Raw genomic sequence first — 19,449 nt, 5'->3', positions numbered from 1 at the left:
CCCTCTGGGGGAGGTGGCCCGGAGGGCCGGAGGGGGCTCACCCCGCCCGCTTCAGCAGGTCCAGCACCACGTGCAGGCTGTCGGCGATGTGGACGCACTTTTCGTGCATCTCCTCGGTCGGGTCGAGGATGTCGGGCACCATGATGGTCATCATCCCCGCCCCGTGCGCCGCGCGGACGCCGGGGTGGGAATCCTCCAGCGCCAGGCAGGCCAGCGGATCCACGCCCAGCCGCTGGGCGGCCAGCAGGTAGGGGTCCGGGTGCGGCTTGTGCCGGGTCACGTCGTGGTGGGCGACCACCGCGTGGAAGCGCGGAAGGAGATCGAAGCGACCCAGATACCGCTCCACCGCCGGCAGGCCGTTCGAGGTGGCGATGGCCCGCGGCAGGCCCATCTCGTCCAGGTGATCGAGGATCTCCTGCACGCCGGCCTTCAGCCGGATCTCGGCCTCCAGCAGCAGCTCGACGTCGGCCCACAGCCGCTCGAAGAACGGTTTGACGGGGAAGGTCTCGCCATAGAGGTCGCGCAGCATCACCGCGCATTCGGGATTGGTCTTGCCGACCATCGAGGCGTAGGTCGCCGCCGTCACCGGAACCCCGAACGCCTGGCCCGCGTCGATCATCGCGGCGCGATAGACGGTCTCGGTGTCGAGCAGCAGGCCGTCCATGTCGAAGACCACCGCCTCGACGCGGCGGGGGAAGCTCACCGCCAGAACTCCTCGGCGCGATAGCCCTGGAAGTAGAGCAGCGCGGTCAGGTCGGCATGGTCGACCTTGGCGTCGGCCTGGGCGGCCACGATCGGCTTGGCGCGGTAGGCCACGCCCAGGCCGGCGGCCTCGATCATCGCCAGGTCGTTGGCGCCGTCGCCCACGGCCAGGGCGTCGGCCGGGGTCAGGCCAAGAGCGGCGGTCTCCTCCTCGAGGGCGGCGAGTTTCGCCTCCTTGCCCAGGATCGGGTCGCCGACCTCGCCGGTCAGGGCCTCGCCCTGCTCGATCAGCGTGTTGGCGCGGTTCAGGTGGAAGCCGGCGGCTTCGGCCACCCGGCTGGTGAAGAAGGTGAAGCCGCCCGAGACCAGGGCGCAGCGGGCGCCGTGGGCGGCCATGGTCCGAACCAGCGTCTCGGCGCCGGGATTGAGCCGCACGCGCTCGTCGAAACAGGTCTGCAGCGCCGTGGTCGCAAGGCCCTTGAGCATGCCGACCCGCTCGCGCAGGGCGCCCTCGAAGGCCAGTTCGCCGCGCATGGCGCGCTCGGTGATCTCGGAGACCTTGTCCTTGACGCCGGCGAAGTCGGCCAACTCGTCCAGGCATTCGACGTTGATGATCGTCGAGTCCATGTCGGCGATCAGCAGGCGCTTCCGGCGGTTTTCGACGGGCTGGACGGCGAAGTCGACGGGCCTGTCGCCGATGGCGGCGATCACCCGCTCGCGGACCGCAGCAACCTCGCCCTCGAAGGTGACGTCGACGGCGTTCGGGCCGAGCGGAACGATCTGGCCCAGCGCAAGAGCGGCGGCGAGAGTTTCGGCCTCCGGGCCGACGAGGGTCAGGACGTGCATGGCGGGGCGGCTAAGCCAGTCGCCCCCCGCCGTCAACCCGCATTAGTCCATCTGGATGCCGGTGCAGCGCTGCATCAAGGCCATGGCCGCGCGCCGGCCGCCCTGCTCGGCGGTTTCGCCCTCGACCGGCTGGGCGTTCTCGAACAGGAAGCTGAGGCCTTCCTCATACACCTTCGAGGGCTTGACCCCGCGCTGGGCGCCGTCCTCGAACGCCTCGTCCATCATGATCCGGCCCTTGGCGCCGAAGGCTTCCAGCACGAACTGGATGCCGCGCCCGTCCTGGCCCTGCTTGGCGAACAGTTGCGGATAGCTGGTCGAGACCTGGCCCAGGATCACCAGCACCGCGCCGCAGCCGGCCTTCTCCTCGCTGGACATCGCCTGGGCCGGCGCCGCGGGAAGGCGCGAAGCCGCCGAAGGGGCGGGCGCCTTGGACTTGGCGGTCTCGGGCGTGGCGGCCTGAACCGAACCCGCCGCCAAGGAGGCGACCAGCGCCGCTGCGATCATGTATGTACGCTTCATGGACCGTGACGCCCCCAATGCAACCGTCGAAACGCCCTTCGCGCCCGACTCGCGCGTCTGGATGATCGCCGGGCCCACAGCCAGCGGCAAGTCGGCCTATGCGCTGGACCTGGCCGAGCGCACGGGCGGCGAGATCGTCAACGCCGACTCGATGCAGATCTACGCGGGCCTGCGGGTGCTGACCGCCGCCCCCTCGCCCGAGGAGGAAGCCCGCGCCCCGCACCACCTGTTCGGCGTCGCCGACGCGGCCGAGGGCTGGTCGGTGGGCCGCTGGCAGGCGGCGGCCGTCCGGGCCCTGCACGACATCGCCGCCCGCGGCCGGCCGGCCATCGTCGTCGGCGGCACCGGCCTCTACTTCCGCGCCCTGACCCATGGCCTGGCCGACGTGCCGCCGGTGCCCGAAAGCCAGCGCGAGATCTCCGGGCTGCTCTATGCGGCCCAGGGCGAGGCCGCGTTCCGCGATCTTCTGCGGCCGCTGGACCCGGCCGCGGAGGCCCGCATCGAAAGCGGCGACCGCCAGCGCCTCGTTCGCGCCCACGCCGTGGCCGTGGCCACCGGCCGCGCCCTCTCCGACTGGCAGGCCGACACCCGGCCGGTGCTGCAGGCCGGCGAATGGAGCGGCGTCGTGCTGGATCCGCCGCGGACCGAACTCTACGCCCGCTGCGACGCGCGCCTGGGCGTCATGGTCGAAAGCGGCGCCCTGGACGAGGTGGCGGCGATGGAACGGCGCGGCCTCGATCCGGCCCTCCCCGCCCTCAAGGCGGTCGGCTATCGCGAGCTCGCGTCGCACCTGCGCGGCGAGACCAGCCTCGAACAGGCGCTCGACGCCGCCCGCCAGGAAACCCGGCGCTACGCCAAGCGCCAGCTCACCTGGTTCCGGAACCAGACGCCGGACTGGACGCGGGTTTCGTCGGCGACCGCTCCGTCAGCCTGACGCCGGAGGCCAGAAGCCCCGGGCGGACCCGCTGCTCGTACTCGGCCTTGAACAGGGCCGCGCTGCGCGCCTGGACGATCGTTCCCAGCCGCTCGGACGCCCGCGAAACCTCGGGCAGTTCCAGGCTGCACGGCGCGCCGGGTCCGCTCGGCGTCTCTCCGGTCTCGGTCTCGGTCAGGATGCGGGTCATGGGTTCGGTGCAGGCCGTCTGGCCGGTGATCGAGCTGAAGCAGAAATCCCGCTGGTGATAGGCCTCGATGACCCACCGGCACTTGAAGGCCAGCCCATCGCCCAGGACCGCCGAAACCGCCTCCTCCCGAGCCGACATCTTCAGGAAGACCGCCTGCCGCGCGAGGGCGGCTTCCGAGCGCCCCTCCTTGACCAGCACCAGAGGCCGATCCTCCGTCGCGACGGACACCAGGCGATGCATGGCCGGCGGCTCGGCGGCGACGGCGGGCGGCGTGTCGGCCTGTGGCATTTTGATCCCCCTCTCAACTCTCGCCTCAGCTTGGCCCGCGGCCACAAGCCGCGGCAAGTCCGACGCCAGGCGGCGCCCGCATGCCCGCAGCCGCAAGATTGCAGGCAGGGTGTGACCGACTGACGGCCATCGCGAGCAAGCCCATTGCGCATTGCATGGCAAGGCCGGAGCAAGTTGCCGCCCGCAATGGCGCCGGCGCGGCCGGTCGAGGTCTTTTATTGCGCCAAAGCGCGCCTTGACGCCCTTTCGCGAGCATGGCATTCCCCGATCATCCATTTGGAGCAACACTCGTGCGCAACACCATGATCGTACTTATGGAGCGGCCGTTCACGGCGTGACCTCGAAGTCACGCTGATAGATCGGTCGCGCGCACAAAGGTCCTTCGGGGCCTTTTTTCTTTTCCGCCGCCTCCAAAGCCCAGTTTCACGTCCATCCGGGACTTCCGCCATGACCGCCCACCAGACCATCGAGAGCAACGCTCCCGCAGACACCGCGAACCGCGCCATGACCGGCGCCGAGATCGTGGTCCGCGGCCTCGTCGATCAAGGCGTCGAGGTGCTGTTCGGCTATCCCGGCGGCGCGGTCCTGCCGATCTACGACGCGCTGTTCCACGAGCCGCGCCTGCAGCACATCCTGGTCCGCCACGAGCAGGGCGCGACCCACGCCGCCGAAGGCTACGCCCGCAGCTCGGGCAAGCCGGGCGTCGTCCTGGTCACCTCGGGTCCGGGCGCGACCAACGCCATCACCGGCATCATGGACGCCCTGATGGATTCGATCCCGATGGTCGTCATCACCGGCCAGGTTCCGACCCACCTGATCGGCACCGACGCCTTCCAGGAAGCCGACACCGTCGGCATGACCCGCTCGTGCACCAAGCACAACTACCTGGTCAAAGACGTCCGCGACCTGCCGCAGATCATCCACGAGGCCTTCAAGATCGCCACCACCGGCCGTCCGGGCCCGGTGCTGATCGACATCCCCAAGGACGTCCAGTTCGCCAAGGGCGAGTACTACGGCCCGACCGAGGTCGCCTCGAGCCACGCCTATTCGCCGCGCATCAAGGGCGACGCCGGCCGCATCGCCGAAGCCGCCAAGATGATCGCCCAGGCCCGCCGGCCGATCTTCTACACCGGCGGCGGCGTCATCAACGCCGGCCCCAAGGCCAGCGAGAAGCTGCGCGAGTTCGCGGCCCTGACCGGCGCGCCGGTCACCTCGACCCTGATGGGCCTGGGCGCCTTCCCGGCCGCCGATCCGGCGTGGCTGGGCATGCTGGGCATGCACGGCACGTTCGAAGCCAACAACGCCATGCACGACTGCGACGTGATGATCTGCGTCGGCGCACGCTTCGACGACCGGGTCACCGGCCGCCTCGACGCCTTCTCGCCGGGCAGCAAGAAGATCCACATCGACATCGACGCCTCGTCGATCAACAAGAACGTCCGCGTCGACCTGCCGATCGTCGGCGACGCCGGCAGCGTCCTCGAGGATCTGATCGAGGCCTGGAAGACTGCCGGCCATCAGCCCAACAAGGCCGCCCTGACCGACTGGTGGACCCAGATCGACGCCTGGCGCGCCCGCCAGTGCCTCGCCTACAAGCGCTCGGACACGGTCATCAAGCCGCAGTACGCCATCCAGCGCCTGTACGAGCTGTCCAAGGACAAGGACGTCTACGTCACGACGGAAGTCGGCCAGCACCAGATGTGGGCCGCGCAGTTCTTCCGCTTCGAGGAGCCAAACCGCTGGATGACCTCCGGGGGCCTGGGCACCATGGGCTATGGCCTGCCGGCCGCCCTGGGCGTGCAGCTGGCCCACCCCAAGAGCCTGGTCGTCGACATCGCCGGCGAGGCCTCGATCCAGATGTGCATCCAGGAACTGTCGACCGCCATCCAGTTCGACCTGCCGGTCAAGATCTTCATCCTGAACAACGAATGGATGGGCATGGTCCGCCAGTGGCAGCAGCTGCTGCACGGCGAGCGCTACAGCCACTCCTATTCCGACAGCCTGCCCGACTTCGTGAAACTGGCCGAGGCCTATGGCGCGGTCGGCATCCGCTGCTCGGACCCGGCCGAGCTGGACGCCAAGATCCTGGAGATGATCAACAGCGACAAGCCCGTGATCTTCGACTGCCGCGTCGAGAAGCACGAGAACTGCCTGCCGATGATCCCCTCGGGCAAGGCCCACAACGAGATGATCATGGGCGAGGTCGAGGACATCGGGAACGTCATCGGCGAAGAGGGCGCGGGGCTGGTCTGATCGACCTCGCCCTTCGCCTTACACTGTTCTAGGCTTGATTCATGACCGCCAACGTTCAACCCGCCCCCGCCTCGGCCTACGATCTCAGCCCCAACGAGCAGGCCGAGCAGACCGCGACCTTCGCCCTGCTGGTCGACAACGAGCCGGGCGTGCTGCACCGCGTGGTCGGCCTGTTCGCCGCCCGCGGCTACAACATCGAAAGCCTTACCGTCGCCGAGACCGACCGCAAGGCCCACACCAGCCGCATCACCGTGGTCACCCGCGGCACGCGCCAGGTGCTCGACCAGATCGAGGCCCAGCTGAACAAGGTGGTCAACGTCCGCCGCGTGCATGACGTGACCCGCGACCCGAACGGCGTCGAGCGCGAGCTGGCCCTGGTCAAGGTGCGCGGCTCCGGCGCCGAGCGCGTCGAGGCCCTGCGCATCGCCGACATCTTCCGCGCCAAGCCTGTCGACACCACGCTGGAGAGCTTCGTGTTCGAAATCTCGGGCGCGCCCTCGAAGATCGACAAGTTCCTCGACCTGATGCGTCCGCTGGGCCTGGTGGAACTTTCCCGCACCGGCGTCCTTTCCATCGAGCGGGGCTTCGAAGGGATGTAAGCCGCATGGGCGTCATCGGACTGGCCATTATCGCGGGAGCCCTGGCGCTCGCGGCCCAGGCCCAGCCGGTCACGCCCGTGGTTCCCGCCGCCCCCGCGCCGCCGCCCGATCCGGCCGTCTGGTGGTCGAACGAAATTCCACGCCCCGCCTCGGAAGTCGATCCGCTGGCCGGCCGCCGGCTGGGGCGCAAGGAACAGCCCATCCCGATCGACAACGGCGTCGATCCCCTCCTCTATCGCCTCTGGGGCCTGCAGCCCCTGCAGACCCAGCTGGTGCGCGGCGGCGAAATGGTGCTGGAAGCCTGGGCCCGGCCCGCGCGCGGCGTCCGCCAGGCCGTCGTCCGCGTCACGGTGCGCCGCGACGGCCGCGCCTTCGTCCAGGCCCGCGCAGGCCTGGGTTGCTGCACGCCGGAGATCGGCCGTCGCGTCGACATCAACGCCGAACTGCCCGACGATCGCATCCCCGCCCTCAAGGCCCTGGCCGGCGATCCGGCCTGGGGTCAGCCCCGCAGCGTCATCGTCGACTACGGCGGCGGCGCGGTCGAGGGCGTCTGCGTCGACGGCGTCTCCTGGGACGTGACCCTGCTGGTTCCCGGCCAGGCCCGGCACCTGCGCCGCGCCTGCGACGACGCCGAGGTTGGCTCGATCGCGAGCGTGCTGTCGGCCGTGGTCGGAGCGGCGGCCGGACGCGACCCGCTGTTCGACGCGGTGCTGCCGCGCGGCGGCGACTTCTCGCGCCAAGCCGCGGCCTATGCCGATCTCAAAGCCCAGGGCGGGCAACTCAAGGCCGGAACCTCCAGCCGCCCCCAGCCCGCGGCCGTGCCCGTCGCCGACGACGAACCGGAACCGGCCGAGCCACCGGAGCCCGTCCCCTCAACGCCCGAGCCGCGCTGACCGCAGATCCGTAGGATCGTGCAATCAACCCGGAGCATCGCTCTACCGACTGGACGACCGGCTGGGTCATAGTGACCTCGTTCCGCCGCAGCTCCCCTGCGGCGCTCCCCCAAAACCAAAACCCCAAATCAAAGCCTGGCCATGACCCGCCACATGCCCCGTCGCGCGACGGCGGCGCCGCGCTGGTTCGCCGTCGCCCTCTGGGCCGGCGCCTGCGCGATGGCCGCCCTGCCCGCCCTGCTCTCGTCCGCTTCCGCCTGGAGGATCCTGCCATGATGATCGACCACCTCCCCGTCTCCGGCGTCTGGTCCTCGCCCGATGGCCGCTTCAGCCTCGAACTGCGCCCCGACGGCCGCTTCGTCGAGGTTCACGCCAACCCCGACGGCGTCTTCACCGGCGCCTATGTCCTGGTCGGCGAAACCCTGAAGCTGTTCGAGGACCACGGCGCCGTGGTCACCGGCCGCCTGGCCGAAGGCCGCCTCAGCCTGGGGACGGTTTAGCCGCGCCCCTTCCATCCGCGCCCCCTAGGGCCTATATTGGGTTCGTCCGGCTTCGGCCGAACTATGGGGATAAACGCGCACGTAATAAGCGGACTGGACCCGGGTGCGATTCCCGGCGGCTCCACCAAATCTCTCCCGAGTTATCACGGGACTGCATGGGGCCGATCAGCATCGACAGACGTGTAAAGGTGTTTGCTTTCTCTCGGCTTGGCCCACCGTTTCGGGCCATTAAACTAAATGCGAACGATAACTTCGCTGAAGAGTTCGCCGTCGCTGCGTAATGCGGTGCAGGTGAATTCGCCTCTTAAGTCCTAGGGGTTCAGATCCCTAGGCGGGGCCCGGAGGGAGCCTGGCAACAGAATCCCTCCACTTTCCAGATACCAAGATGTCTCGCGCCCGCCCTTTCCAAGGCGATTTCAGCGTGCTCGACGACGGAATCCCGTCGCTTTTCGAGACCGCCGGTCACCCCCGAAAATTTGTACGCCGCTACCGTATACGGGCGCCTTTGCCGCAAGCCCGCGACAGGTTACGCTGGCGACTGGATTTGTCGTTTTTGCTTAATCGAAGACCCATGGCCCGCACTCCTCCGACCGAAGACCTGATGCAGTACGAGGCCATGGCCCAGGACGCCCTGCGCGGCGTCGTCAAGGCCGCGCTGAAGAAGGCGGCCGCGCCCGGCGGCCTGCCCGAGCCGCACCATCTCTACATCACCTTCAAGACCCAGGCCGCCGGCGTCTCCGCGCCGCAGGACCTGCTCTCGAAGTATCCGGACGAGATGACGATCATCCTGCAGCACCAGTACTGGGATCTCGCCCCCGGCGAGACCTTCTTCTCGGTGACGCTGAAGTTCGGCGGCCAGCCCAAGCGCCTGTCGATCCCCTACGCGGCGGTGACCCGCTTCTACGATCCGTCGGTGCAGTTCGCCCTGCAGTTCGAGGCGCCCGAAATCGAGCCCGCCCCGGTCGAGCCCGAGCCCGAGCCGACCCCGCCCGCCGCCGACGGCGACGAGGCGCCCAAGATCATCTCCCTCGACCAGTTCCGGAAGAAGTAGGCCTTGAGCGACATCGCCTCGGACGAGCCTCAAACCCTCACCGACGAGGCGATCCTCGCGCGTTTCACGGCTTCGAAGAACGCACCGCCCAGCGCCCGGACGCTGGGCTTCAAGCTCATCGCCGTCAGTCAGGCCGAGCGGCGCGTCGAGATCGCCTTCGACGCCCGCGCCGACCTGCTGGCCAACCCGATGGGCCAGGTCCAGGGCGGCTTCGTCTGCGCCATGCTCGACGAATGCATGTCGGTGGCCGGCATGATCGCCTCGGGCATGACCCACGTGGTTCCCACCCTTGAGATGAAGACCAGCTTCCTGCGGCCGGCCATGCCCGGCGCGCTGCGCGGCGTCGGCCGGGTGGTGAAGTGGGGCCGCACGGTGTGCTTCATGGAGGGCGAGCTCTACGACGCCGAGGGCCGGCTGCTGGCCACGTCCACGGGCACGGCCCTGCCGACGCCCTTCGCCAAGTTCAAGAAATAGGCGCGCCATGGCCCGGGCGGCGAGCTTCCTGATCGGCCTGCTGCTGGCCCTGCTGGCCATCGCGCCCGCCCATGCCGAGGGGCCGTTCGACCGCTGGGCGGCCGTGGTCGTGGCCGGCGACTTCCGCGCCCATTCCGGCGGCTCGACCGAGGCCTTCGACAACGCCCGCCGCGACATCTCGCAAAGCCTGACCGCTCTTGGCTTCCCCGCCCCGGCGCAGTTCTCGACCCGCCCCAAGCGCTATCCCTCACAGGACGTGGCGGCTTCCGACGCCAAGTCGATCCAGGCCGGCCTGGCCTCGGCCGCCCAGGCCGCGCCGGCCGGCTGCTTCGTCTATATCACCTCGCACGGCGCACCCGAGGGCGTGGTGATGGGCGAAAAGATCCTGCGCCCCCAGCGCCTGGCGGCGATGGTCGACGACGCCTGCCCTGGGCGGCCGTCGATCGTGGTGATCTCGGCCTGCTTCTCGGGCGTGTTCGTTCCGGTCCTGGAGCGCGACGATCGCATGATCCTGACCGCCGCGCGCCCCGATCGCACCTCGTTCGGCTGCGGCGAAAGCGACCGCTATCCCTATTTCGACGACTGCTTCCTGTCCGAGATCGGCAAGGCCCGCGACTTCGCCGCGCTCGGCCGTGCGGTCCAGGCCTGCGTGGCGCGTAAGGAGGTCGACACCGGCATGACCCCGCCGTCGGAGCCGCAGATGTGGATCGGCCCCGAACTGCGCCCCCTGCTGCCCCTCTATGCCTTCTCCAAGGCGCGAAAGCCGGCGCCGCCCCCGATCTCGACGAGCCAGCCGGCTGGAAACTGAACAGCCCGACTGACGCAGCGGCAGTTTTCTTCCCGGGGCCGGTGTCCCTCGCCGCGCGAATTGGCCTAAGAAGGCCACGAGGGGCTCTATCGGCGAGGTGGGATACGTGACGTTGCGTTTGTCGTCCAAGGTCGCGCGGTGCGCGGCGGTCGTTGGGATCTGGCTGGCTGGCGCGGGCAGCGCCACGAGCCAAAGCACGGCGCCGACGGCCCCGATACCGACCGCGCCGCGCGCCCCGGCTCCGGCCACGACCGCGCCGAGGACCACGCCGCCCGTTCGAACGACGCGCCCGGCCACGCCGGCCGCCGCTCCGGTCGTGACGCCGCCTGTCGCGCCCGCCCTGCCCGGCGTCACGCCCCTGCCCGCGCCCGAGCTGGAAGCCTTCGTCGACGGCTTCGTCCGCCGGTCCATGAACCAGGACCACATCGCCGGCGTCACCGTCTCGGTGGTGCAGAACGGCCAGGTGGTGCTGAAGAAGGGCTACGGCGTCGCCAGCCTGTCGGGCGGCCGTCGGGTCGATCCGGACCGCACGCTGTTCCGCATCGGCTCGATCTCCAAGACCTTCACCTGGATCGCCCTGCAGAACGAGATCGACGCCGGCCGCATCCGCCCCGACACGCCGATCAACGTCTATCTGCCCGAGAAGCTTCAGGTCCGCGACCAGGGCAAGAAGAACCCGGTGCGGGTGCGCGACCTCTACAACCACACCCCCGGCTTCGAGGACCGCGCGCTGGGCCAGCTCTTCGAACGTGAGGAGCGCCGTATCCGGCCGCTGGATGTCTATCTGCGCCAGGAGCGCCCCAACCGGGTGCGCGAGCCGGGCGTGCTGCCCGCCTACTCGAACTATGGCGTGGCCCTGGTCGGCGCGGCCCTGGCCAACACCGGCGCCAAGCCGTTCGAGGACCTGATCGCCGAACGCGTGATCGTGCCGGCGGGCCTGACCCGCACCACCTTCCGCGAGCCCCGCGCCTGGCGCGACGACCTACCCGCGCCCATGGCCCCCGCCCTGGCCGCCGACATGGCCGAAGGCTATCGCTGGACACCGCTGGGCCTGCAGGCCCAGCCGGTGGAGTTCATCGGCCAGATCGCCCCGGCCGGCTCGGCCTCGAGCACCGCCGCCGACATGGCCCGCTACATGACCCTGCTGCTGAACGGCGGGACGATCGACGGCCGCACCGTGTTCTCGGCCCGCGCGGCCCAGGCGTTCCGCACGCCCAGCTATCGCCCCGCGGCCGGCGCCGCCGGCCTGAACAGCGGCTTCCAGGACATCGCCCTGCCCGGCAATCGTCGCGGCTTCGGCCACGGCGGCGCGACCCTCTGGTTCCACTCCAACATGGTCATCGTCCCGGACCTGGGCCTGGGCGTCTTCGTCTCGGTCAACACCGACACCGGCCAGAGCCTGCCCGCGACCCTGCCGTCGGCCATCGTCGAGCGCTTCTACGCGCCGGCCCGCGCGGTCCCGGCCTTCACGCCGCTGACCGCTGAAACGGCCGCGCTCTATGCCGGCGATTACCTGACCGACCGGCGCGCCTATGGGGGCCTGGAAGGCTTCGTGAACCGTCTGATCGGCGTGGCCAAGGTGCGCGCCAGCGCCCAGGGAGGCCTTGCCGTCACCACCGACGGCCAGACGCGCCTGTGGATCCCGACCGACCGCGAGGACGTCTTCAAGGCCGCGGACGGCGCCGACATGCTGGTGTTCCAGCGCCAGGACGGAACGCCCGCGCGGTTCTTCGCCCCCTCGGGGATCTCCGCCTACGAGCGGGTCGGCCCGCTGTTCAAGCAGGGCGTCCTGTCCGGCGCGACCCTGCTGGCCGCCCTGGCCTCGATCGCCACCCTGGCGGGCGTGTTCGTGCGCAGCCGCCGCGACACCCGCCAGACCACCAGCCAGGCCCGCGCCAGCCTGCTGCAGACCACCCAGGCCGTGCTGTGGCTGACGGCCATCGCCTGCGTCGGCGTTTTCGCGCTGAGCTCGGGCGACGTCGCCGCCGTGGTCTTCGGCTGGCCCAGCGGCTGGCTGCTGACGGCCTCGGCCTGCGCCTTCATCGCCACCATCCTGACCCTGGTGACCCTGGCCATGACGCCCGTCGTCTGGCGCGGCGGCCGTCGTGTCGACAGCTGGAACGACCTGCGCAAGCTGTGCTTCACGGTCACCGCGCTGATCTTCATCGGCTTCGCCATCGTGCTGGCCGCCTGGGGCTTCCTCGAGTTCTGGAACACCTGATCCGGCACGCCGCGTGCAGGCTCCCCCGTCGTAGCGACGATGGGGGAGTTCGCGCGTGTCGAAACGGAACGTCTGCATCCTGGCCGGGGCGGGCCTGGGGGTCTGGCTGGCGGCGACGCTGTTCTACGGGGCCTTCGGCAGCGCGCTGATCGAACGGGCCTTCTGGTTCTACGCCCTCAACGCCTTTCTCGCCGCCGCGCTGGGCGCCTTCGCCTTCCAGGCCACCGCTCGGCTGCTGCGCATTCCCCGCGCCCGACGCCTTTATCCCGCCGTGGCCTTCGCCCTGCCCGGGGTCGCCGCTGCGAACCTGATCCTGCTTGATCTCGTGCCTTTGGCGCCCGGAGCCGAACCATCGAGCACGGGCCGCTACCTCGCGTTCCTGATCGTGCTCTACATCTCGGTCGGCGCGTCAGTCTTCGAGCGTGCCCCGCAGAAAGCGCGACTCTAGCTTTCGCACCACGATGACGATCCGCTCGCGCTCGCCCGGACGCCGCTCGACCAGCAGGCGGGCGACCTGGGCGTCGTCGTGGAAGGCATAGCCCTTGATGGCGTCCAGCAGCGCCTTGGCCAGGTTGTCGAGGTCCAGCCACGGCGGCTCGCCGACGAACTCCATGCCGATCTCGACAGAGAACTCGCCCCAGGCCGGCCGCGAGCCGCGCCAGGACTTGCGGAAGAACTCGTAGATCAGCGGCTTGTAGTACTTGGCCTGGGTGGTCAGGCCGTCGACCACGATCGTCAGTTCGCCGCCCGCCTCGCGAGCGCGGACCTTGCCGTGATGCGTCCAGTCGTCTTGCAAGCGCGCGGTCTCCAGGCCCGCCGGCGCGGCGAGCGTTCGAGCGCTGTCTACGCGCCCCGGGCCTAGAGGCGCAAATGGATCCCGCGCCGGTGCAGCGGGATCAGGATCGCCAGGATGAAGGCCAGCACGGCGAAGGCGCAGGCCAGGGACGCGGCCTTGGGATCGGGGATGGCCCGCAAGGCCAGGTCATAGACCAGACCCTGGGCCGAGTTCCCGCCCGGCAGCAGCCGCATCGAGCCAAAAATCCCCAGCAGCTGCGACAGGATGAAGGCCAGGATGGCGTTGCCGCCGAAGATGCTCAGCGGCGCGGCCAGCTTCAGTACGGTCCTGGAACCCGACAGCAGGTCGAGCACGAACAGCGCCGCCATCGAAAGGCCGCTGCTGAGCAGGGCGAAGCTGGGCGTCCAGATCGACTTGTTGATCGGCATGACGCCGTCCAGCAGCAGGCCGCCGGCGATCAACGCCGCCGACAGCAGCGCCAGGGCGATGCGGCTCGCCCCGCCCCGCGCCAGCAAGGCGGCGGCGATGGCGCCGATCAGCACGTTGACGACCGCCGGAAGGGTCGAGAGCAGACCTTCGGGATCGTAGGTGACGCCGACGCCCTCGGTCGTGCCGTGCTTCCAGAGGTGCGGGATGGTGATCACCGCCCGGTCGATGAAGGCCGGCAAAGAGCCGTGCGAGTCGAGTCGGCCGGCCCCGAACCCCGGGACCGGAGCAAAAGCCAGCAAGGCCCAGTAGATCGCCAGCAGGACGAAGGCCGCCGCGGAGACGGCGACGAAGCTGAATTTCAGGCGACTTCCGGCCCGCGGCGCGGCCAGCACGCAGATCGCCACGCCCAGTGCGTAGCAGAGGCCGATGCGCTGCAGGATGCCCGGCAGGCGAAGATGGGCGAGATCGAACTTCGGCAGGGCGTTCAGCAGCAGGCCCAGCAGGATCAGCAGAGCCGTGCGGCGCGCGACCTTGATCCAGAAGGCCGCCGAGGATCGGTCACCGGGCGTCAGGCGCGGAACCGACAGGCCGATGGCCATGCCGACGCAGAACAAGAAGGTTGGGAAGACCAGATCGGCCGGCGTCCAGCCGTGCCAGGGCGCATGGGCCAGCGGCGCGTAGACCTGGCTCCACGATCCCGGGCTGACCACGATGATCATGCCCGCCACCGCCAAGCCGCGCAGCAGATCCAGCGCGACGATCCGACCGCCGCCCTTGCCCGACGCCATGAACGCTTCCCCCGAACTCTTTTTCTGGGCGCGGAGGGTTCGCATGCTCGCGCGTGGTGTCAACCGGCCTCGCGAGCGTTGCCCTGGCGGCCCTCAGGGTCTAGACCCCCCTCGACCGTTTTCCGGGAGACCCGCATGACCGCCACGCGCACCGAGACCGACACCTTCGGCCCCATCGAAGTCGCCGCCGACCGCTATTGGGGCGCGCAAGCCCAGCGCAGCCTCGGCAACTTCAAGATCGGCTGGGAAAAGCAGCCGCTGCCGGTCGTCCGGGCCCTGGGCATCGTCAAGCGCGCCGCCGCCGAGACCAACCACAAGCTCGGCAAGCTGGACGCAGGCCTGAAGGACGCCATCGTCCAGGCCGCCAACGAAGTGATCGAAGGCAAGCTGAACGACCACTTCCCGCTGGTCGTCTGGCAGACCGGTTCGGGCACCCAGTCGAACATGAACGCCAACGAGGTGATCTCGAACCGCGCGATCGAGATCCTGGGCGGCGAGATGGGCACCAAGAAGCCCGTCCACCCGAACGACCACGTCAACATGAGCCAGTCGTCGAACGACACCTATCCGACGGCGATGCATGTGGCCTGCGCCGAGCAGATCGTCTCGGACCTGCTGCCGGCCCTGAAGCACCTGCACGCCTCGCTCAAGGCCAAGTCCGACGCCTGGGCCGACATCATCAAGATCGGCCGCACCCACACCCAGGACGCCACCCCGCTGACGCTGGGCCAGGAGTTCGGCGGCTACGCCCAGCAGGTCGAAAACGGCATCGAGCGCATCGAGAGCACCCTGCCCAAGCTGATGCAGCTGGCCCAGGGCGGCACCGCCGTCGGCACGGGCCTGAACGCTCCGATCGGCTTCGCCGAAGGCGTGGCCGAAGCCATCGCCGCCATCACCGGCCTGCCCTTCACCACGGCGCCGAACAAGTTCGAAGCCCTGGCCGCCCACGACGCCATGGTGTTCAGCCACGGCGCGATCAACACGGTCGCCGCCTCGCTGTTCAAGATCGCCAACGACATCCGCTTCCTGGGCTCGGGCCCGCGCGCCGGCCTCGGTGAACTGGCCCTGCCGGAAAACGAGCCGGGCTCGTCGATCATGCCGGGCAAGGTCAACCCGACCCAATGTGAAGCGCTGACCCAGGTCTGCGTGCAGGTGTTCGGCAACCACGCCGCCCTGACCTTCGCCGGGTCGCAAGGCCACTTCGAGCTGAACGTCTTCAACCCGGTGATGGCCTACAACTTCCTGCAGTCGGTGCGCCTGCTGGCCGACGCGGCGATCAGCTTCACCGACAACTGCGTGGTCGGCATCGAGCCGCGCATCGACAACATCCAGAAGGGCGTCGAGAACTCGCTGATGCTGGTCACGGCGCTGAACGGCCGCCTGGGCTACGACATCTGCGCCAAGATCGCCAAGACCGCCCACAAGAACGGCACCACCCTGCGCGAGGAAGCCGTCGGCGGCGGCTATCTGACGAACGAAGAGTTCGACCAGTACGTCCGCCCGGAAAAGATGGTCTCGCCGGGCTGAGGTCCGTCGCCATCGCGATGACGATGAAGGGGTCGCTTCGGCGGCCCCTTTTTCATGTTAGGCTTCCTGCCATGGGCAAGCCCGAACTCGACATTGCGGCCGAACGGGGCATCGATCCGGAACTGCTGGCGCAGGCGCAGCGGCTGGGGATTTCCGTCGACGGCATGAGTGAGACGCAGCTGCGGCTGCATCTCCAGAAGGTCGATCCGGCCGGCGCGGAAGAACGTGCGCGGCGCTGGACGAAAGAGAACGCCGAGGCGATCAAGGCGCACAACGCCTTTGTCGAAGAGCATGGGCCGTTCGGCGCGGAGTGGCGTCGCTGGTGATCCGGCAGTTCGACGTCTTCACCAATCCTGGAGCGTCGACGCGTTCGAGCGTTCCCTACATCGTTGTCTTGCAATCACACATGTTCGACGCGCTCGACACTATCGTCGTCGCGCCGCTGATGCGCATGCCCCAGGCCTTCGAGCCGGCCAAGGTCTGGGTGGAGGTCGAGATCGACAGCGAGCGTTTGGTCGTGGACGTGGCCCTGATGGCCAACCTTGAACGCAAGACGCTCAATCGCCGCATCACCTCCCTCGCCGTCCACGARGACGCCATCCGGCGGGCGCTGGACCGGCTGTTCACCGGCTTCTAGCGGCGCACCACTGTGCGGCCGATCGGGGCCAGGGCGATGTAGGCCAGCTGCAGGTCCTTGATGGCGAACGGGATGCCGATGATGCTGACAGCCTCGGCCACGGCGATCAGCAGGTGGCTGAGCGCGATGTACCAGCCGCCCAGCACGAACCAGATCAGGTTCAGCAGGAAGCCCAGCGGACCCGTGCCGATGTCGCTTCGGCCGGTGACGATCTCGCGGCTGACGATCTCCTTGCCGAACGGCCAGAAGGCGAAGCCCGCGATGCGCCAGGCCGCCCCGGCATAGGGCAGGCCGACGATGGTGACCGCCAGCAGCAGACCGCCCAGCAGCCACAGGAGGCCCGACAGCCAGCCGCCGAGGAAGAACCAGAGCAGGTTGAGGATGAAGCGGATCATCGCGGTCCTTTCGTCTCGACCAAGACTTGGGATCTCGCCGGCCCGTTGTCGAGCTTGGCGGCGCGACCTTACGGCGAATTCACCGCAGCAGTTGCCAGCGCCTGGCCCAGCGGCCCTTGCCGAAACGCGACAGGGCCAGGAGGTAGAGGCCGGCATAGACGACGACGCCCAGGCCGATCAGGACCCAGGCCCACGGGCCGGGCGCATGCCAGGTCGGAGCCTTGGTCAGCCAGTCGTGCGGCGGCGAGGTCAGCTCCAGCCACAGGCCGCCGACCCAGGCGATGGAGAACAGGGCCACGGCCGGATAGCGCAGCAGCGGGCTCTTCTGCACCAGCAGCAGGAACTGGACGAAGATCGCCAGGGCAGCGGCGACGAAGCCGGCCAGCCAGGGCTGCCAGGTTCCCGGCGCCAGGCGCGCCGCACTGAGGCCCGCCAGCAGCGGCGCCCACAGCAGCGGCCCGAAAAAGAGAAGGATGAGGGCCAGCCCGACCAGGACCCCCACCCCGCCGCCGATCACCTTGCCGGCCGCCTCGCCAGCGGCATGCGCGCCGTGATGGCGGTCGACGCCGTGAGGATCGCCGGACGGGTTGTAGCCCTTCGCCATCAGGCCCGGCGGCTGACCGCGAAGTCGGCGAGGCTTTCGAGGCTTTCGCGCCAGTCATTGGCCGGGAAGACCGCCAGGGCCGCCTTGGCCTTGTCGGCGTACTCGGCGGCCAGATCCAGCGTGGCGTCCAGGGCGCCGGTGCCGATGATCAGCTCGCGGGCGCGGCGGAAGTCGGCCTCGGTCTGCTCGCGGCGACCGATGGCGCGCTCCCAGAATTCGGCCTCGCGCGGGCCCGAGCGGGCGATCGCCAGCAGCAGCGGCAAGGTGGCCTTGCCTTCGCGGAAGTCGTCGCCGGCGTTCTTGCCAAGCGTCTCGGTGGCGCCGCCGTAGTCGAGGGCGTCGTCGGCCAGCTGGAAGGCCAAGCCGAGGCTCATGCCGTAGTCGCGCAGGGCCTTGGACTTTTCGGCGTCGACGCCGGCCGAAACCGCGCCCGCCTCGGCGGCGGCGGCGAACAGCTCGGCGGTCTTGGCCGCGATGATCTCGAGATAGACCGCCTGCGACAGGTTGAGGTCGTGGCTGCGCATCAGCTGCAGCACCTCGCCCTCGGCGATGACGCGGCTGGCCTGGGCCAGGATCTGCAGGGCGCGCATCGAGTCGGTCTCGACCATCAGCTCGAAGGCGCGGGCGAACAGGAAGTCGCCGACCAGCACGCTTTGAGCCGCGCCCCAGATCAGGTGCGCGGCGACCTTGCCGCGACGCAGCTGGCTGCCGTCGACSACGTCGTCRTGCAGCAGGGTGGCGGTGTGGAKGAACTCGACGGCGGCGGCCAGCTTCAGGCAGTGATCGTTGTCCGAACCGGCCAGGCGCGCGGCGGCCACGGTCAGCAGCGGGCGCAGGCGCTTGCCGCCGGCGGCGATCAGATGCTCGGCCAGGGCCGGGATCACCGGGACGTCGCTTTGCATGCGATCGGTGATCAGGCGGTCCACGCCGCCCATGTCGGCGGCGGCCAGGCGCACGAGACGATCCACCGATCCCGGCTGACGGGCGAGGGTCGCTGCAGCTGCGTCCAAGACCATGTACTCCTCAGGCGACGCCGCTCGTAGCGCCATGGGCGTTGCGAGCGACAATGGTGGCGGGATAGGTCAGGGTCAAGGCGAGCACAAGGCCCGAAACGTTGTCCGACCCCACCTCAGTTCCCTCCGTCACCGAAGACCGCGTGCTCGACGGGCGCGTGAAGCTTCGCCAATCGGCCGCCGGATACCGGGCCGGGCTGGATGCGGCCCTGCTGGCGGCGTCCTGCGACGCACGCGACGGCGATCGCGTGATCGAGGCCGGATGCGGCGTCGGCGCGGCCCTGCTGGCCGCCGCGACCCGGCGTCCCGGCGCGCGATTCGTCGGGCTGGAGCGCGATTCCGCCGCCGCGGCCCTGGCCCGCGAGAACGCCGCGCTGAACGGCCTGGCCGATCGGGTGGACATCGTCGAGGGCGACGTGGCGGCCGGTTTCCGGGCGCTGTCGCTGCCGGTGTTCGACGCTATGATGAGCAATCCCCCGTTCTTCGACGACCCCAGGGCCCTGCGGGCGCCGGCGCCGGAGAAGACCGGCGCCTGGATGGCCGACGCGGGCCTCTCCGCCTGGACCGCCTTTGCGCTGAAGGCCGTGCGCGAGGGCGGAAGCATCACCCTGATCCACCGCGCCGACCGCCTGGCCGACATCCTGGCCCTGCTGGCTCCCAAGGCCGGCTCGTTCCGCATCCGCCCGATCCAGCCCTTCGCCGACGCGCCGGCCAAGCGCGTGCTGGTGCGGGCGATCAAGACCGGCAAGGCGCCGCTGGTTCTGCTGCCGCCGCTGGTTCTGCACGACCGGGACGGCGGGAAACATTCGCTGGAGGCCGAGGCGATCCTGCGGGGGCAAGCGGCGCTGGAGTGGTGAGGCGTTTTTCAGGGCGATCGATGCGGGCTTCGGGGATGCACTGAGCCTCCGGCGCAGACCCCCTCCGGCCCTCCGGGCCACCTCCCCCAGAGGGGGAGGATCTAGAGCGCCCAGATGCTCCCCCT

The 19,449-nt window shown here is 69.6% G+C and carries 25 protein-coding genes and 1 other RNA gene; 17 read left to right on the top strand and 9 right to left on the bottom strand.

Annotated elements, in window-relative coordinates; all coding sequences use genetic code 11:
- Positions 1–37: 37 nt before the first annotated feature.
- The 3 genes from AC1DCG_RS22405 to AC1DCG_RS22395 are packed head-to-tail and all read right to left on the bottom strand — an operon-like array spanning position 38 to position 2,067.
- A complete protein-coding gene (locus AC1DCG_RS22405) occupies positions 38–703 on the bottom strand; it encodes an HAD-IA family hydrolase (protein WP_165262245.1) in 666 nt (221 codons plus the stop codon).
- On the bottom strand, positions 700–1,548 hold the full coding sequence (gene serB / locus AC1DCG_RS22400; protein ID WP_477031377.1) for a phosphoserine phosphatase SerB: 849 nt from the start codon (positions 1,546–1,548) through the stop codon (positions 700–702). The genes AC1DCG_RS22405 and serB overlap by 4 nt, the downstream gene beginning before the upstream one ends.
- Before the next feature lie 42 nt (positions 1,549–1,590).
- Positions 1,591–2,067 carry a hypothetical protein gene (locus tag AC1DCG_RS22395; protein WP_477031376.1) on the bottom strand — a complete coding sequence of 159 codons (477 nt, stop codon included), beginning with the start codon at positions 2,065–2,067 and terminating at the stop codon, positions 1,591–1,593.
- Positions 2,068–2,128: 61 nt separating this feature from the next.
- On the opposite strand from AC1DCG_RS22395, the gene miaA reads away from it, so the two are divergent.
- Positions 2,129–3,001, top strand: coding sequence for a tRNA (adenosine(37)-N6)-dimethylallyltransferase MiaA (gene miaA / locus AC1DCG_RS22390; RefSeq protein ID WP_477037109.1), 873 nt, complete (start codon positions 2,129–2,131; stop codon positions 2,999–3,001).
- Here the strand turns inward: miaA and AC1DCG_RS22385 are convergent.
- Entirely contained in the window at positions 2,934–3,479 is a 546-nt protein-coding gene (locus AC1DCG_RS22385) for a hypothetical protein (RefSeq protein ID WP_477031375.1), read from the bottom strand. The two genes, miaA and AC1DCG_RS22385, sit on opposite strands and share 68 nt — an antisense overlap.
- Positions 3,480–3,769: 290 nt before the next feature.
- Here AC1DCG_RS22385 and AC1DCG_RS22380 point away from each other — a divergent pair, with 290 nt between their 5' ends.
- The 12 genes from AC1DCG_RS22380 to AC1DCG_RS22325 all read left to right on the top strand — a co-directional run bounded on the left by AC1DCG_RS22380 (position 3,770) and on the right by AC1DCG_RS22325 (position 12,726).
- The gene (locus AC1DCG_RS22380; RefSeq protein WP_369744215.1) at positions 3,770–3,817 is read left to right on the top strand and encodes a hypothetical protein; all 48 of its coding nucleotides are present in this window, start codon (positions 3,770–3,772) and stop codon (positions 3,815–3,817) included.
- A gap of 109 nt (positions 3,818–3,926) precedes the next feature.
- Positions 3,927–5,732 (top strand): acetolactate synthase 3 large subunit, encoded by a 1,806-nt coding sequence (locus AC1DCG_RS22375; RefSeq protein ID WP_477031374.1) that lies wholly within the window; start codon positions 3,927–3,929, stop codon positions 5,730–5,732.
- Positions 5,733–5,773: 41 nt separating this feature from the next.
- Positions 5,774–6,331 carry an acetolactate synthase small subunit gene (ilvN, locus tag AC1DCG_RS22370; RefSeq protein WP_101711904.1) on the top strand — a complete coding sequence of 186 codons (558 nt, stop codon included), beginning with the start codon at positions 5,774–5,776 and terminating at the stop codon, positions 6,329–6,331.
- A 5-nt stretch (positions 6,332–6,336) separates the two neighbouring features.
- The gene (locus tag AC1DCG_RS22365) at positions 6,337–7,224 is read left to right on the top strand and encodes a hypothetical protein (protein ID WP_477031372.1); all 888 of its coding nucleotides are present in this window, start codon (positions 6,337–6,339) and stop codon (positions 7,222–7,224) included.
- A gap of 141 nt (positions 7,225–7,365) precedes the next feature.
- Positions 7,366–7,500 (top strand): hypothetical protein, encoded by a 135-nt coding sequence (locus AC1DCG_RS22360; protein WP_276611620.1) that lies wholly within the window; start codon positions 7,366–7,368, stop codon positions 7,498–7,500.
- Positions 7,500–7,724 (top strand): Atu4866 domain-containing protein, encoded by a 225-nt coding sequence (locus tag AC1DCG_RS22355; protein WP_082656739.1) that lies wholly within the window; start codon positions 7,500–7,502, stop codon positions 7,722–7,724. Before AC1DCG_RS22360 ends, AC1DCG_RS22355 begins: the two co-directional genes overlap by 1 nt.
- A gap of 5 nt (positions 7,725–7,729) precedes the next feature.
- Positions 7,730–8,095: a transfer-messenger RNA gene (gene ssrA / locus AC1DCG_RS22350) on the top strand.
- A 200-nt stretch (positions 8,096–8,295) separates the two neighbouring features.
- Positions 8,296–8,775 carry an SspB family protein gene (locus tag AC1DCG_RS22345; protein WP_165262259.1) on the top strand — a complete coding sequence of 160 codons (480 nt, stop codon included), beginning with the start codon at positions 8,296–8,298 and terminating at the stop codon, positions 8,773–8,775.
- A 3-nt stretch (positions 8,776–8,778) separates the two neighbouring features.
- The gene (locus tag AC1DCG_RS22340) at positions 8,779–9,249 is read left to right on the top strand and encodes a PaaI family thioesterase (RefSeq protein ID WP_477031370.1); all 471 of its coding nucleotides are present in this window, start codon (positions 8,779–8,781) and stop codon (positions 9,247–9,249) included.
- 7 nt (positions 9,250–9,256) lie between these two features.
- A complete protein-coding gene (locus tag AC1DCG_RS22335) occupies positions 9,257–10,057 on the top strand; it encodes a C13 family peptidase (RefSeq protein WP_477031369.1) in 801 nt (266 codons plus the stop codon).
- A 409-nt stretch (positions 10,058–10,466) separates the two neighbouring features.
- A complete protein-coding gene (locus tag AC1DCG_RS22330; protein WP_477031381.1) occupies positions 10,467–12,278 on the top strand; it encodes a serine hydrolase domain-containing protein in 1,812 nt (603 codons plus the stop codon).
- 55 nt (positions 12,279–12,333) lie between these two features.
- Entirely contained in the window at positions 12,334–12,726 is a 393-nt protein-coding gene (locus AC1DCG_RS22325) for a hypothetical protein (RefSeq protein WP_477031368.1), read from the top strand.
- Here the strand turns inward: AC1DCG_RS22325 and AC1DCG_RS22320 are convergent.
- Both AC1DCG_RS22320 and AC1DCG_RS22315 read right to left on the bottom strand, forming a co-directional pair.
- Positions 12,688–13,074 carry a RusA family crossover junction endodeoxyribonuclease gene (locus tag AC1DCG_RS22320; protein ID WP_101711910.1) on the bottom strand — a complete coding sequence of 129 codons (387 nt, stop codon included), beginning with the start codon at positions 13,072–13,074 and terminating at the stop codon, positions 12,688–12,690. The genes AC1DCG_RS22325 and AC1DCG_RS22320 overlap by 39 nt on opposite strands.
- A gap of 62 nt (positions 13,075–13,136) precedes the next feature.
- Entirely contained in the window at positions 13,137–14,291 is a 1,155-nt protein-coding gene (locus AC1DCG_RS22315; RefSeq protein WP_477031367.1) for an acyltransferase family protein, read from the bottom strand.
- Between the two features lie 135 nt (positions 14,292–14,426).
- Between AC1DCG_RS22315 and fumC the strand changes: the two genes are divergently transcribed.
- The 3 genes from fumC (at position 14,427) to AC1DCG_RS22300 (ending at position 16,455) form a co-directional block, all read left to right on the top strand.
- On the top strand, positions 14,427–15,818 hold the full coding sequence (gene fumC / locus AC1DCG_RS22310) for a class II fumarate hydratase (protein WP_165262271.1): 1,392 nt from the start codon (positions 14,427–14,429) through the stop codon (positions 15,816–15,818).
- A 71-nt stretch (positions 15,819–15,889) separates the two neighbouring features.
- Entirely contained in the window at positions 15,890–16,144 is a 255-nt protein-coding gene (locus tag AC1DCG_RS22305) for a type II toxin-antitoxin system CcdA family antitoxin (protein WP_477031365.1), read from the top strand.
- Positions 16,141–16,455 carry a CcdB family protein gene (locus AC1DCG_RS22300; RefSeq protein ID WP_477041681.1) on the top strand — a complete coding sequence of 105 codons (315 nt, stop codon included), beginning with the start codon at positions 16,141–16,143 and terminating at the stop codon, positions 16,453–16,455. The genes AC1DCG_RS22305 and AC1DCG_RS22300 overlap by 4 nt, the downstream gene beginning before the upstream one ends.
- On the opposite strand, the gene AC1DCG_RS22295 is transcribed toward AC1DCG_RS22300, so the two are convergent.
- From AC1DCG_RS22295 to AC1DCG_RS22285, 3 genes are all read right to left on the bottom strand, one after another.
- Positions 16,452–16,850, bottom strand: a complete 399-nt coding sequence (locus tag AC1DCG_RS22295; RefSeq protein WP_477031363.1) for a YccF domain-containing protein — start codon at positions 16,848–16,850, stop codon at positions 16,452–16,454. The genes AC1DCG_RS22300 and AC1DCG_RS22295 overlap by 4 nt on opposite strands.
- 79 nt (positions 16,851–16,929) lie before the next feature.
- Positions 16,930–17,454: a hypothetical protein gene (locus tag AC1DCG_RS22290; RefSeq protein WP_477031362.1), complete on the bottom strand. Its 525-nt coding sequence runs from the start codon at positions 17,452–17,454 to the stop codon at positions 16,930–16,932.
- Positions 17,454–18,464 carry a polyprenyl synthetase family protein gene (locus AC1DCG_RS22285; protein WP_477041680.1) on the bottom strand — a complete coding sequence of 337 codons (1,011 nt, stop codon included), beginning with the start codon at positions 18,462–18,464 and terminating at the stop codon, positions 17,454–17,456. Before AC1DCG_RS22285 ends, AC1DCG_RS22290 begins: the two co-directional genes overlap by 1 nt.
- 104 nt (positions 18,465–18,568) lie before the next feature.
- Between AC1DCG_RS22285 and AC1DCG_RS22280 the strand changes: the two genes are divergently transcribed.
- Positions 18,569–19,324 carry a tRNA1(Val) (adenine(37)-N6)-methyltransferase gene (locus AC1DCG_RS22280; protein WP_477031361.1) on the top strand — a complete coding sequence of 252 codons (756 nt, stop codon included), beginning with the start codon at positions 18,569–18,571 and terminating at the stop codon, positions 19,322–19,324.
- Positions 19,325–19,449 lie beyond the last annotated feature (125 nt).

This window comes from Caulobacter sp. 10L414, from assembly GCF_056395525.1.
Note: the sequence above shows the minus strand (reverse complement) of the source record. Positions and strands in the feature narration are given on the sequence as shown.